Source organism: Frigoribacterium sp. PhB116 (assembly GCF_004364285.1).
GTDB lineage: Bacteria > Actinomycetota > Actinomycetes > Actinomycetales > Microbacteriaceae > Frigoribacterium.
This window is the reverse complement of sequence record NZ_SOBE01000002.1, coordinates 512,064-525,414: the sequence shown is the minus strand read 5'-3', so window position 1 is coordinate 525,414 and position 13,351 is coordinate 512,064. Positions and strand designations below refer to the sequence as shown.

Here is a 13,351-nt window from a genome sequence, read left to right as displayed (position 1 = left end):
GGCGCACTCGAATGGGACGCCTCCTTACTCAATGCAGCCGAGGCTGCCTGACGCCGAATCCTCTGGGCAGCGATAAGCGCCCTGATCGCTGTACACACAAAGTCCACAATTAGCTAGGTTCGTGTCATGAATGACGAAGCGGGCGAATTTCTGAACGTGCGACAGACAGCCATGGCTCTTGGTGTTCACGTGAACACCGTCCGCAATTGGGTGAAATCGGGAGTCTTGGTGTCTTCCCGAGTGCCTGGATCCTCGGCACACCGATTCTCACGCCTGTACGTCGAACGAGTAGCTCGAGAGCGGGGCGAATCGAAGTCCGTGGCCGCCCCTTCCTTCAGCACCATCGGGCCAGAGCTTGCTCGCGCGCTAGACATTGATCGATGGGGCGCCACGCTCGATGCTAAGGGCGCGTTCCCTGACCTCGTACGCCGCCTCCTCGCCAGCACGCCCGGTGTCACGGATCTGGAGATGCGTGCCCATGAGGGCGTGGCGGCACCTGGGTGGGACGGCACCGCTGCCTCAATCAGCGCGCTGGTTCTGCCGAACGGACCGCTTCGATTCGAGCTCGGCACGGACGCAAAACCGAGACAGAAAGCGCAAAGCGATTACGACAAGCGAGTCCCTCCATCTGCTGAGGACTGCCGCGCGACCTTCGTGTTCATAACGCCGCGAAATTGGGCAGGAGGTCAAGACTGGGCCGCCGAGCGAGCTCGCGACGGACACTTCGCAGGGGTGCGCGCACTAGACGCTCACTCGATAGAGGCATGGTTGCTCACAGCACCAGCCGTCCACTATTGGCTGTCCGAACGCCTGGGCTACCGGCCGCGCGACGCATACACCATCACGACATGGTGGGATCGGTTCACGTCACGCACCAGCCCGAGACTTCCAGAGAGCTTTTTCATCGCCGGTCGCGAGTCCGAAGTGGAGAAGCTAGAAAGCTTCCTCAGGGCGGGGACGAACGCTGAGCCCATAACGATCTCTTCCCCGTGGGTCGACGAGGTCATCGCCTTTGCCTACGCCGCGATCGCACATGTCGACCATGCTCGCGAGCGAATGGTCGTCGTACAAGACGAGTCTTCATGGCAGCGCATCTCCGAATCGCGCGAGCAGCTGATCCTGATTCCCCTTCATAGGGATGGCCTCGATCTGGGTGCTGCGATTGATCGCGGCCACCAGGTGATTCTTCCAGCAGGAACGGCCGACATCGTGCGGGGAGACCGTCACATAGCCCTCCCACGAATCGGACGCGTGGAGGGCGCGGCAGCATTGAGCGAAGTTCCTGATCAGGACCGAGCGAGCCTCGTGGCCCTCGCTCGCCGGAGCATGCCAGCCTTGTTCCGACGGATCGGGCGCGAGTCTAGATACCAGCTTCCTCCCTGGGTTGAACACGCAGATACAGCCGCAGTTCTTGCGCCGCTGATTTCCGCTGGCTCATGGACGGCCTCGGAAGGCGACCAAGCGGTCATCGAACAACTCACCGGAATACCTAGGGCGCAGATCGAACTCCTCCTGAGTTCGCTCGCCACCAAACCGGATCCCCCGTTCGTGCGCTCTGGTGGGAACTGGACTCTCGCGTCGCCCGCGGAGGCGGCGCTCAGCCTCCTCCCCAAGCTAAGCCCGGACCACTACCGAGTCTGGTCCGACGTCGTGACGAAGGTGCTTCTTGAAGTAGACCCATACGACGGCATGGGCAGTTTCGAGCGCATGCAGGCCCAGGCGAGCGGGACACGGCCAAAAACTTCCGAGACTCTGAAGCGTGGAATGGCAAACGCCCTCACCCTCGCGGCAGCCACCAGCGAAGATTTACCCACCTTGCAGATACAACGTCAGATCGACCAGATCGTTCACCGACTACTAACAGAGGCGAGCACCCGCAGGGGTTCTGGCTGGAGTCAACTCTCAAGATCGTTTGCCGCTCTGGCCGAGGCGTCACCGGATATCTTTCTGGATTTCGTGGACAGTGATCTCGGTGCCGCAGAACCGCAGTCAGCGGACCTCTTCCAAGACAAGTCCGGCGACTTCTGGGGCCCATCGTCCCCTCACCCCAATCTTCTCTGGGCGCTCGAACTGCTCTGTTGGTCCCCCGTCTACTTCTCTCGCAGCGCATCGGTGCTAGCCAAGCTGACACACATCGACCCGGGTGGACGACTTAGCAACCGTCCTGCCGAGAGTCTCGCAAGTGTCGAACTCGGCTGGCTTATGAATAGCGGTGCGAGCGTCGACGACAAGGTCGAGTTTGCTCGCCAGCTCCATCTCCGAGACCCGCAGGTTGGGTGGAAGCTCATCCTCGCCCTATTGCCCTCTCGCCATGCGACGGCACTAACGCCGCAGAAGCCGAAGCACCGGGATTGGACCGCCACGAGGGAGTCGGTGACGTGGGCGGACTGGGGCCGTTTCACGGAAGCTATGACAGCTCTGTCCACAGACGCTGCCGGAGCCAATGCCGATCGATGGCGTGACCTCATCCCGAAGATCGACGAGCTACCGCCGGCCTTTCGAGACGGGTCTCTTGACGCACTCGAGCGGGCTGCGCTAGAGGGTACCTGGTCACAAGCCGAACGAACCGCCGTCTGGCAGACGATCGAGAACGAGACTCTCCAGCATCGTGAGTTCAGCACGAGTCAGTGGGCGATGCCTGAAAAACACTTGCGACGTCTCGAGGCCATCGCTGCTGTCATCGAGCCAGCCGACGATCCAATGCGTTTTGTCAGCGCCTTCGGATGGCGGGCCCCGATTCCGGGTACACCTCGGTCAACCGACAAGTACCGAATCGAGCGAGACCGTCTGCAGCGCAACGCGGTGGAAGCTGTTCTTTCGCAGGGAATAAATGCGCTCACTAGGCTCGCCCTCGCAGTCGAAGACGCACGATCGCTGGGCACCGTTCTGGGCGCTCGAAACGATGCGCCTGACGGCCAACTCCTCGACTGGCTCGATAGCGATCAGCAGAACCTTGCCCAGGTTGCAGTCGCTTTTGTAGGGAGCCGCATTGCCGAGAACGGCTTGTCAGAAGCTGAGACAATTCTCAGTTCCGGTCACGTCGAGAGTGAGCGCGCCCAGGTAAATGTCTTGGGCACGCTTCCGTTTGGGCGAGCCCAGTGGGAATGGGCTTCGACTCTTGAAGCTCCGCTTCGAGACAGCTACTGGAAGAGCGTCCGCCCTTTTCACGTGGAGCCGGGAGAACTCGAGGAAGCCCTCCGGCTTCTCTGTGGACACGAGCGTCCTTGGCGAGCGCTCGACTTACTTTCGGCTTCGTTGACCTCGGAACCTAAGCCAGGAATCTCCATCGTCGAATTCGTTGTGGATGCACTCGTCATGACGCACGAACCACTAACGGACCATCAGGCAACGTCGCACCACTTGGAACAGGTACTCACCTTCCTAGAGCAGGAGGCACCTGATCACCCACGACTGCCGGCGTTCGAGTTCACCTTTTTTGAGCTTCTCCATGATCATCGGCCATCAGCAGCCCTTTACGGGCTCCTGAACGAGGACCCAACAGAGTTCGTCGCGCTCGTCAGCATGGTCTACCGAGGCGAGAACGAGCCAGCTGGCGATCCGTCCGCCCAAGATCAAGCGCGAGCGCACCTTTCGTGGAGTGTGCTGCACGAATGGAGCGCGATTCCTGGTGGGCGACCTGACGGCACGGTCGACGTGAACCATCTCACGACTTGGGTCCGAGCGGCACGGCTCGCCTTCTCTGAGACCGCGCGGATGTCTATCGGTGACGAGGTCATTGGTGAGGTTCTCGCCACGAGCCCTACCGGTACCGATGGCGCCTGGCCTGCCGAGCCAGTGCGCGAGATCATCGAAAACGTCGGCAGCGCCCGGCTCGACGCGGGCCTCGCGATCGGCCGCTACAACCAGCGTGGTGTGCACTCTCGGGATCTTTTTGACGGCGGAACCCAGGAAAGGACGTTGGAAGAAACTTACCGAGCATGGTCAGCGCAGATCACCAACAAGTGGCCCCGCACGGCAAGGATTCTTCGCGGTATTGCTGAGGACTTCGCGCGCGAGGCGGAACACCACGATGCCGACTCTGAGAGGCGTTCCGACGACGCATAAGCTCGGCTCTCGGCAACACCCCCGCCTGCGGAGCCGTGGCGAACTTTTTTCGGTATTGCGATGGACGCCACTCATGACAAGCGAGGTCACAGGGGCTAATGGTGGCGTGACTGACTAAACACGACGACCATCCGGTGGCTCTCAACGTCGTTCCGCGACCCTTAGATCTGCGCCGACCGAGGCACCTCATGCATCAAGACGCCAAACTTGGAGGTAGAGAGCGGGTAGGGATTCGGACACGCTGAATCCGGGGTGCCCATAGGAGTCGCCAACATGAATGCTGACGCCCCCCAAGTGAGGCGCATTCGACGAACGTAGCTGCAGTCGTGGGCGCACCGAACCCGACGAAGAAAGCCGGTTAAGCACGATCCCTCGTGCCTAACCGGCTGTCTGATGGTGGAGCTAAGGGGATTCGAACCCCTGACCTTCTCATTGCGAACGAGACGCGCTACCAACTGCGCCATAGCCCCAGACCTGCTCCGCAACGATAGCACCCGAGGAGGCGCCGGTCCGAATCGACGCGACGCCCGCCTCCCCGAGGCGGCTCAGACCGCGCGGCGTCGCTCGAGCGCCTCGTCGAGGCGGAAGCTCGGCTCGCCGAGGTCGTCGACGATGCCCATGCGCGCGAAGCGGCTGGGGGCGGCGGGAGGCGGCGGCGGGGGGGCAGCCGCCGTCTGCGCGGCAGGTGCCCTCGACGTCGCGGGCGCCGGCACCGCCCGGGGCGCGGAGAGGGCCGCCTCGGCCCGAGCGGCCTCGCGCAGCGCCTGGTGCTGTGCCCGCTGGGACTCCCTCAGCGCCTGGACGGAGCGTTCCGACTGACGTCGCAGGTCGTCTGCGGGCGACTCCGCGGCGGGAGCCGACGCCGCCGCCGTGGCTGCGGGCCGGGACGCGGGTCGCTGGCGTCCGCGGCGCAGGTACAGGGGCGTCGGCACGGGGACCGGGGTCCACTCCCGCGACTCGGCCTCGACCTCTGCCTCGGGGTCGGCGAGCGACGAGGAGAAGTCCTTGAGCGGCTGGCCGACGCGAGGAGCGGAGGCGACCTGACGCCGCGCCCGCGCCCGTGACACCGCGGCCAGCTGGGCGAGCATCGCGACCGCTCCGGCCCCGAAGACGAGCCCCGCGATCGAGGCGACCCAGAACGAGGTCGCGATGCCCGCGACGATCGCGACCGCCCCGAGCACGAGCACGACGGTCGAGACGAGACGCGAACGACGGAGGCGGCGGGCGGCCAGGGCGGGATCGTGGTCGGCGGCACGGAGCACGGGTGCCGCTGCGGCCAGCTCGCGGGTGACGGCACGCTGACGAGCGGCCTCGTGGGCCCGGCGGAGGGCCTCACGCTTCGTCTCCTCGCGGGCGAGGATGCGCTGCGCGTCGGCGACGGACCGAGCGTTGGCCTCGATCCGCACCTCCTCCGGCAGCTCGGCCGTCTGGGCGAGGATGCGGAGGGTCTGCTGCAGGCGCACGGCGTTGCGCTCGGTGGCGAGGTACTCGCGACGGCGCTGCCAGGTGGGCACGAGGTAGACGAGCCAGAGCACGGCGACGAGCGCCAGCACGAGGCCCCCGCCCCACGACCCGATGTCCATGCTGACGAGGGTATGAGCGGCGGCACGGCGCGTCGGCCATGTCGTGGGGTGTGTCTCGCCCAGTTCTGCGCGGATCCAGGCCAGATCCGGGCAGATCTCCAGCAGACCCGCCTAGAGCGGCAGCTGCCGCTCGGCCTCCGCCAGCGCGTCGGGCGGCACGCTGCCCTGCCCGACCGGGACCGTGCCCGACCGCCACCGGTGCAGGACGCCCTCGGGCACCTCCTCGGCCACCAGCGCGAAGCAGAAGTGGTCACGCCACATGCCGTTGATGTGGATGTAGCGACGCCGGAGCCCCTCGTAGCGGAAGCCGAGCTTCTCGACCACGCGGAGGCTCGGACCGTTCTCGGGGCGGATGCAGATCTCCATCCGGTGCAGGCCGAGGGCACGGAAGCAGTGGTCGGTGGCCAGCGCGACCGCGATCGGGGTCGCGTCGTTCCCGGCTGCCGACTGCGTGACCCAGTAGCCGATCGTCGCCGAGCCGAGCGAGCCGTAGGTGATGCCGCTGACGTTGAGCTGCCCGACGAAGCGGCCGTCGAGCTCGATGGCGAACGGCAGGCCGAGGCCGGCGCGGGCGTTCACCTGGAGGGAGCGGATGCTGCCGCGGACGTCGTGGCTCGTGAACCCGTTCGGGTTGGTGGCCTCCCACTGCCGGAGCCACGAGCGGTTCTCAGCCAGCGCTTGGTCGAGGTCGCGGGTGTCACGCAGGCGGAGGGGCCGGATGACGACCCGCCCCTCCGCCAGCGTGGGGATGCTGCTCACGTGGTGGTCGCCTACTCCAGCCCTGCCGTGAACTCCTTGAGCCACGGGCGGAGCTCGTCGCCGAGGTCCTCCCGGTCGCTCGCGAGCTGCACGATGGCCTTGATGTAGTCGAGCTTGTCGCCCGTGTCGTACCGGCGGCCGCGGAAGACGACGCCGTACACGCCGCCGGTCCACTCCTCTGCGCCGGCCATCTTCATCAGGGCGTCGGTCAGCTGGATCTCGCCGCCCTTGCCCGGCTCCTGCTTCTCGAGCACGTCGAAGACTTCGGGACGGATGACGTAGCGACCGATGATGGCCAGGTTCGAGGGCGATTCGCCCTGTGCCGGCTTCTCGACCAGGCCGGTGACCTTGACGACGTCGTCCTCGTCGGTCTCCTCGACCGTGGCGATGCCGTAGAGGTGGGTCTGCGAGGGGTCGACCTCGAGCAGGGCGATCACGGTCGCGTTCTTCTGCCCCTGCACCTCGACCATGCGCGTCAGCAGCGGGTCGCGGGCGTCGATGATGTCGTCGCCGAGCAGGACGGCGAACGGCTCACGGCCGACGTGCATCTTGGCGCGGAGCACCGCGTGGCCGAGGCCCAGCGGGTCGCCCTGGCGGACGTAGTGCATGTCGGCCAGGTCGGTCGACTGGTTGACCTTGGCGAGCTTGTCGTGGTCGCCCTTCTTCTTCAGGGTCTCCTCGAGCTCGGACACGTGGTCGAAGTGGTTCTCGAGGGCGTTCTTGTTGCGCCCGGTGATCATGAGGACGTCGGTGAGGCCCGCGTTCACGGCCTCCTCGACGACGTACTGGATCGCCGGCTTGTCGACGACGGGGAGCATCTCCTTCGGCATTGCTTTGGTCGCGGGGAGGAATCGGGTACCCAGGCCGGCGGCGGGGATGACTGCTTTGCTGATCGTGAAGCCCATGCCGCTCAGCGTATCCACCCGCGGCGTTCCGCGGGGGGCACATTTCGTGCCCGTACCATCGGGGACATGACGGACGAGGTCGGCAACGCCAAGCGCGCACTCCGGGCGGAGCTGCGACAGCGGCGCCGCAACCAGGGCGACCACGCTCGTGACCAGGCGACCGCGGGCCTGACGAGGCACCTGGTCGACCTCGCGTCCGGGCTCTCCGTCCGGTCGGTGTCGGCCTACCTCTCCACCGCGGACGAGCCGAACACCCGGCCGTTCCTCAACTGGGCCTACGAGAACGACGTCCGCGTCCTGTTCCCCATCTCCCGTCCCGACGGGCTGCTCGACTGGGCCGTCGGCGACGGCGAGACCGAGACGCTCGGGCTGTTCGACCTGCCCGAGCCGGTCGGCGAGGTGCTCAGCCCGATGGCGATCAACGACGTCGACCTCATCATCGTGCCGGCCGCCTCCGTCGACCACACGGGGATGCGGATGGGCTGGGGCCGAGGCTACTTCGACAAGACCCTCGGATCGATGGAGAAGCGACCGCCGGTCTATGCTGTGGTGTTCGATTCCGAGTACGTGGAGCAGGTGCCGTGCGAGCGTCACGACCAGCCCGTCGACGGCGTCGTCACGCCCAGCGGCATCCACGAGTTCTGAGCTCGCAGGCCGCCTCCTCGACCCACAGCTAGGACGCCCGTGCCCACCTACTCGTACCGCTGCACCGAGTGCGGCAACGCCTTCGACGTCGTCCAGTCGTTCACCGACGACTCGCTGACGGTCTGCCCCGTCTGCCAGGGCGTGCTCCGCAAGGTGTTCAGCCCCGTGGGCGTCACCTTCAACGGGTCGGGCTTCTACCGCACCGACTCCCGGAGCGGGAGCGGCAGCTCCTCGACCAGCTCGTCGTCGACCTCGTCGTCGTCCTCCGACAAGAAGTCGTCGGGCGCGAAGGAGAAGAGCGCAGGAGGCGGCGCGTCGTCCACCGGGTCGGGCTCGTCCTCGGGCGGGTCGTCGAGCTCGTCCTCGGGCGGCTCCTCGTCGGGGAGCTCCGGCTCCTCCTCCTGACCCCGGTCTGCGTGACCGGGCGAGGAGTGGTTGAGTTGTCGGCGACGACGACCACCCCTCGACCCGAAGGAGCGCACCTGTGAAGGGCTTCAAAGAATTCGTCCTGCGCGGCAACGTGATCGACCTGGCTGTCGCCGTGGTCATCGGAGCCGCGTTCACCGCGATCGTCACCTCGCTCGTGACCAACATCTTCAACCCCCTGATCGGTGCGGCGTTCAACGCGTCGATGCTCGACAAGGCCCTGATCGTGAGCATCCCCACGGTGAGCGGCGCCGAAGCCGAGCTCAAGTTCGGTGCCGTGCTCGGTGCCCTGATCAACTTCCTGATCATCGCCGCCGTCGTGTACTTCTGCCTCGTGCTCCCGGTGAACAGCCTGCTGAAGCGCACCTTCGCGAAGCAGTCGGACGAGACCGTGCCGCCGGCGGACGTGCCGCCGACCGACGTCGAGCTGCTGAGCGAGATCCGAGACCTGCTGCGGGCGCAGTCGGGCGTCGACTCCGGCGTCGCCGGTCACGGCAGCCACGCCGCCGACCCGACCCCGAGCGGCAGCGTCAACCTCGGGAACGGACCGCTCGGCAGCCGCTGAGCTCCCGGCTCCGCACGACGACGACGGCCCGCCACTCCCTCACCGGGAGCGGCGGGCCGTCGTCGCGTGCGGGGAGCTAGGGGGTCAGCCCCAGTGCGGCGGCACGTCGTCGCGGAGCTGACGGTCGTTCTCCCCCGACGCGTGCCGAGGAGGCTCGGGTGCAGGAGCAGGATCGCTGCCGGGCACCGGTTCGGTCGAGACCCGCCGGCCGCCGCGACGCCGCACCACGAGCGGGGCCGACGCGATCGCCTCGACGACCGCGGGGTCGTCGGCGGGCCGACCCGCTCCTCCTGCGGGACCTGAGTCGGGGTCGCGCGGGCTCGTCACCTCCGTCATCGCGGTCAGAGCCGGTTGACGTGCTGGCGGGCCGACAGCGTCGGGACCTCCTGCGTGCGCGTCCCGTCGATCCCCAGCACCTCGGCGACCCGTGCGGCCACGGAGTCGGGATCGGTGAACAGCTGGAAGGCGTGCACCCGGACGTAGTGCCAGCCGAGGCGGCGCAGCGTCTCCGGCCGGGCCCGCAGCGACTCGCGGAGGCTCGTGCGCGACAGCGTCGTGTCGGTCTCGATGGTCACGCAGACGCCGTCGTGGGCGGCGACCAGCCCGAGCTTGCCGCGGTGCCCGAGGGCGACGGGGATGCCCTTCGCCTCGAGGCGCCGCGCCAGGTCGACGAGCATCGGGTCGGAGTCGTCCGGCACGTGCTCGGCGCTGGTGCGCGCCTGGACCTCGGTGAGGATCTCGGACAGCGCGACGGTGCCGTGGCCCATGCGTCCGCCGTCGATGTCGTCGGGCTGGAAGCAGGTGACGATGATCATCGAGCGACGCGCCCGCGTCATGGCGACGGCGAGCAGACGCTCCCCGCCGGGCTGGCCGAGCGGCCCGAAGTCGCTGAGCACGCGGCCGTGCGGGGTGCGCCCGTAGCCGATCGAGAAGATCACGTGGTCGCGGCTCTGGGCGACGCTCTGCTCGAGCGTGGCGACCATGAACGGCTCGCCCCGGTCGCCGACGACGAACTCCGTCAGGTCCTTGTGGCCGGACACCGCCGTGAGCACGGCCTGCTGCACGCGCACGGCGTGCTTCGCGCTCGCGGTGATGACCATGAGCGACTCGGCCGGTCGGGTGCGCGCGTGCTCGACGACGAGCGAGACGACGCGGTCGACCTCGGCGTCGACGCTCTCGACGGCACCGGACTCGGGGTCGGGCACGGCCGTGCCGCCGGAGACGTAGTCGAGCGCGATGCTGCCGTGCCCGAGGAAGCTGCCCGCCCAGGGCAGCGACTCGATGCGCCCGCCGTAGAAGCGGCGGTTGACGAGCTCGGCGAGGTCTTCTCCGCCGGCGCGGTAGCTGCGGGTCAGCGAGAGGGTCGGCAGCAGGGTGGACAGGCGGGCGAGGGCGCTGTCGGCGTGCAGGGCGTCGAGCTCCGCCTCGTCGTGACGAGGCGGCTGCTTGCCGGGCGTCACGGCGATGTCGAACTCTGAGGGCGTCTGCGTCACGGGGTCGCCGAAGGCCACCGTCTGCTTGCCCCGGCGGATCGCCCCGACGTTCTCGGCGATGGTCGTCGCGCCGGCGTCGACGAGCACGACCGTGTCGAACGGCACCGTGTCGGCGATGGTGTGCACCTCGTAGGGCGAGGCCAGCCAGACCGGGGCGATGGCGCGCGAGAGGTGCGGCGCGGCGTCGTGCAGCAGGCGGGCGGTGAGGTGCGGCTGGCGCAGCAGGGCCTTGAGGGCGGACGCCTCCTCCGGCCAGTCGACGAGACCGATCTTCCAGTTCTCAGCCAGCTGCCAGCCGAGCAGCTGGGCGCTGCCGGCCGCGTGCGCCTCGTCGACGAGCCTGAAGTCGGCCTCGAGGCGGTCGAGCATGGCGGTGTTGGCCCCGAGCAGCGCACGGTCGGCCTCGAGCAGCGACTCGAGCGCCGAGCGCCACCAGGCGAGCTCGAGCTCGGCGGCGACCTGCTGCTCGGGCACGTGGCGGTTCGCGAGGTCGGTGATGAGCGGCGCAAGCTCGAGGTCGCGCAGGGTCGTCATGAGCTCGGTGCGCTCCTGCAGGTTCTGCAGCACGTCGCTCTCAGCGGCGAGGTCGCGCAGCTTCGGGCCGAGCTCGGCCACGCCGATCTCGGTCAGGCTGTCGTCGCCGCGGAGGCCGAGGGGCGAGTCGAGGCGCTCCAGATCTTGGCTGACCTGCTGGTGCAGCACGTGCGCGTCGGCGATCCCCGTGGGCACCTCGGGCGGCGTGCCCGCGACCACGTAGCGCTGCCAGGCGATGCGCTGCTGCTGGATGCGCTGCAGGGCGCTGTGCAGGTCGGCGATGTGCACCCCGGGCCGCACGTATTCCTTCGCGAGCTTCTTGAGGCGGCGGCGGTTGGCGCTCGACATGTCGGGCGCCTCGCGCTTCGGCGCGGTCGCCGCGACGAGCTCGGCGACGGAGCGGTCGAACACCACGGGCTGGAACTTGTCGAGCGTGTCGCGGATCTCGATGAGGAGGCGCAGGTAGACGCCCAGCTCGGCCACCGATTCGAAGGGGCGCATCCGGGTGCTGCCGATCACCTCCTGCGCTCGCTCGAGCAGGCGGGGCAGGTCGCGGTGGTGCAGGTTCTTGGCGAGCTGGTGGGCGTCGCCGGCGCCGAACGAGTCGGTGAAGCGCGCGCCGTACCAGGGCGAGTCGCCCGGGCCGTAGCGGAACTCGCCGAGGTTGGCGGCGTTGACCATCGTCTCGGCGACGCGGCGACGGCCGTCGACCATCGCCTCGACGCTGCGGCGGCTGAGGCGCGCGGTGGTCGCGGGAGGCGCGGGCAGCAGGGCGAGCCGCGACAGCTCGGTGAGGCAGTCGAGCACCGACACGCGGAGCCCGTCGTCACGTCGGCTCAGCGCGCCGCGGTAGTCGACGAGCACCTTGCGGAGGCGCACGAGCGCGTCGTCGACCTCGCCCATCTGCGGGTGGGTGGCCTTCTCGTCGCGGCTGATGGCGCGGATGACGTCGCGGCGCAGCGTGGTCGGCGAGACTGCGACGCCGGGCAGGCCGATGTCGGCGAGGCGGGCGGTGATGCCTCGCAGGGAGGCGCGGCGAGCGCTGACGACGAGCACCCGCTTGTTCTGCGACACGAGTCGGCCGATCGCGTTGACGATGGTCTGCGTGCCGCCGGTGCCCGGCAGCGTCTTGACCACGACCGAGGCGCCGGCCGCGATCTGCGCGACGACGTTCTCCTGCTCGGGGTCGGCGTCGAGCAGCAGGGTATCGGTCTCGGGGCTGCGCTCGTCCTGGGGGGTCGCCGTGGTCGGGCGGTACCCCTCCTGCACCTGGCGGATCGCCATGGCGTTGCCGCCGAGCGCGTCGAGCACGGGGTGGCCGAGCTCGCGGGCGTCGAGGGCCATCTCGGTCGAGACCTCGGCGAAGGTCGACACCACGAGGCGCGGCTGCACGGTGAACCAGTCGAGGTGCGCCGTGAGGCCGCGGAGGCGGTCGATCACGGGGTTGGGCGTGAACGCGCCCTCGCGGCCGGCGAGCGCGACGAACGCGTCGGCGTCGAGCGAGATGTCGAACTGGTCGTGCAGCGCGTCGGAGAGCGCGGGGTTGAGGAACGGCTCGCCCAGCAGCTTGACCTCGAAGTCGCGGCCGTGGCGCCGGATGGCGAGCGGGCGGAGCAGGACGGGGGCGCGGTGGTCGCGGCCGGCGAACGACCACGCGGCGACGCCGATGGCGAGGTGGACGGCGTCGATGCCGCGCACGGTGCTCAGCTCGAGGCCCTTCGCGGCGATCTCGCCGGCGGCGACGCGGGCGGTCCGGAGCGCGAGGTCGTCGCGGATGAGGCTCGACAGCAGGGTCGTCTTGCCGGTGATGAACTGGGCGAGGCCGCCGGGGTGGGTGGTGCTGAGCTCGATGCGGGCCCGCTGCTCGTCGCCGAAGTGCAGCAGGGTGGAGGTGCCGCCCACGACGCTCAGCTGGTCGCGCCACCCGGTGCGGGACGGCTCGGCCACGTTGCCCACCGCGAGGCCGGGGTCGCCGAGGCTGACCGTGCCCGGGGACGCTGCTCCCCCGGGCGCACCCGTCGGGGCGACGCCGGGACTGGTCCCGTCGTCGTCGTCGTCATGCTGTCTGTCGGCGCGCCACACACGGCCACCTTAAGCCGTCGTCACCGTGATCCGCCTCAGGACGGGCGGGTCGGCGGCGACTGGACGACCGCCTCCTGCGCGCCGGGTCGCCGTCGTGGTCGACACGGTCGACGCGCGACACGTGTGGTCATGTCATCGGACGTGGTGCGCCACGTCGTGCGCCGCGTGCTGCGCATCATGATGACACGTCCTCATATGTGCCGCGCCGTCCGCGTCGGCTCATGTGTACGGCGCGGCAGGCCTCGCGTGGTCACGGAACGAGCGAGACCGTGCTCGTCATCACATATTTCTATC

9 protein-coding genes and 1 tRNA gene are annotated in these 13,351 nt (G+C 68.4%); 4 read left to right on the top strand and 6 right to left on the bottom strand.

Annotation, left to right across the window (positions count from 1 at the left end; genetic code table 11):
- Positions 1-126 precede the first annotated feature (126 nt).
- A complete protein-coding gene (locus EDF20_RS08965) occupies positions 127-4,065 on the top strand; it encodes a helix-turn-helix domain-containing protein (protein ID WP_166644786.1) in 3,939 nt (1,312 codons plus the stop codon).
- A gap of 394 nt (positions 4,066-4,459) precedes the next feature.
- Here the strand turns inward: EDF20_RS08965 and EDF20_RS08960 are convergent.
- The 4 genes from EDF20_RS08960 to galU all read right to left on the bottom strand — a co-directional run bounded on the left by EDF20_RS08960 (position 4,460) and on the right by galU (position 7,312).
- Positions 4,460-4,535 (bottom strand) — tRNA-Ala (locus EDF20_RS08960).
- A gap of 75 nt (positions 4,536-4,610) precedes the next feature.
- On the bottom strand, positions 4,611-5,648 hold the full coding sequence (locus tag EDF20_RS08955) for a DUF3040 domain-containing protein (protein ID WP_133738423.1): 1,038 nt from the start codon (positions 5,646-5,648) through the stop codon (positions 4,611-4,613).
- 111 nt (positions 5,649-5,759) lie between these two features.
- Entirely contained in the window at positions 5,760-6,407 is a 648-nt protein-coding gene (locus tag EDF20_RS08950; protein WP_133738422.1) for a GNAT family protein, read from the bottom strand.
- 11 nt (positions 6,408-6,418) lie between these two features.
- Positions 6,419-7,312, bottom strand: a complete 894-nt coding sequence (gene galU / locus EDF20_RS08945) for a UTP--glucose-1-phosphate uridylyltransferase GalU (RefSeq protein ID WP_133738421.1) — start codon at positions 7,310-7,312, stop codon at positions 6,419-6,421.
- A gap of 66 nt (positions 7,313-7,378) precedes the next feature.
- On the opposite strand from galU, the gene EDF20_RS08940 reads away from it, so the two are divergent.
- From EDF20_RS08940 to mscL, 3 genes are all read left to right on the top strand, one after another.
- Positions 7,379-7,957: a 5-formyltetrahydrofolate cyclo-ligase gene (locus EDF20_RS08940; protein WP_133738420.1), complete on the top strand. Its 579-nt coding sequence runs from the start codon at positions 7,379-7,381 to the stop codon at positions 7,955-7,957.
- 39 nt (positions 7,958-7,996) lie between these two features.
- Complete coding sequence (locus tag EDF20_RS08935; protein WP_133738419.1) at positions 7,997-8,362, top strand: FmdB family zinc ribbon protein; 366 nt, start codon at positions 7,997-7,999, stop codon at positions 8,360-8,362.
- A gap of 79 nt (positions 8,363-8,441) precedes the next feature.
- Positions 8,442-8,948 (top strand): large conductance mechanosensitive channel protein MscL, encoded by a 507-nt coding sequence (mscL, locus tag EDF20_RS08930; protein ID WP_133738418.1) that lies wholly within the window; start codon positions 8,442-8,444, stop codon positions 8,946-8,948.
- An 84-nt stretch (positions 8,949-9,032) separates the two neighbouring features.
- Here the strand turns inward: mscL and EDF20_RS08925 are convergent, their stop codons facing one another.
- Both EDF20_RS08925 and EDF20_RS08920 read right to left on the bottom strand, forming a co-directional pair.
- Positions 9,033-9,275 carry a hypothetical protein gene (locus tag EDF20_RS08925; protein ID WP_133738417.1) on the bottom strand — a complete coding sequence of 81 codons (243 nt, stop codon included), beginning with the start codon at positions 9,273-9,275 and terminating at the stop codon, positions 9,033-9,035.
- Positions 9,276-9,289: 14 nt separating this feature from the next.
- Entirely contained in the window at positions 9,290-13,057 is a 3,768-nt protein-coding gene (locus EDF20_RS08920; RefSeq protein WP_133738416.1) for an ATP-binding protein, read from the bottom strand.
- Positions 13,058-13,351 lie beyond the last annotated feature (294 nt).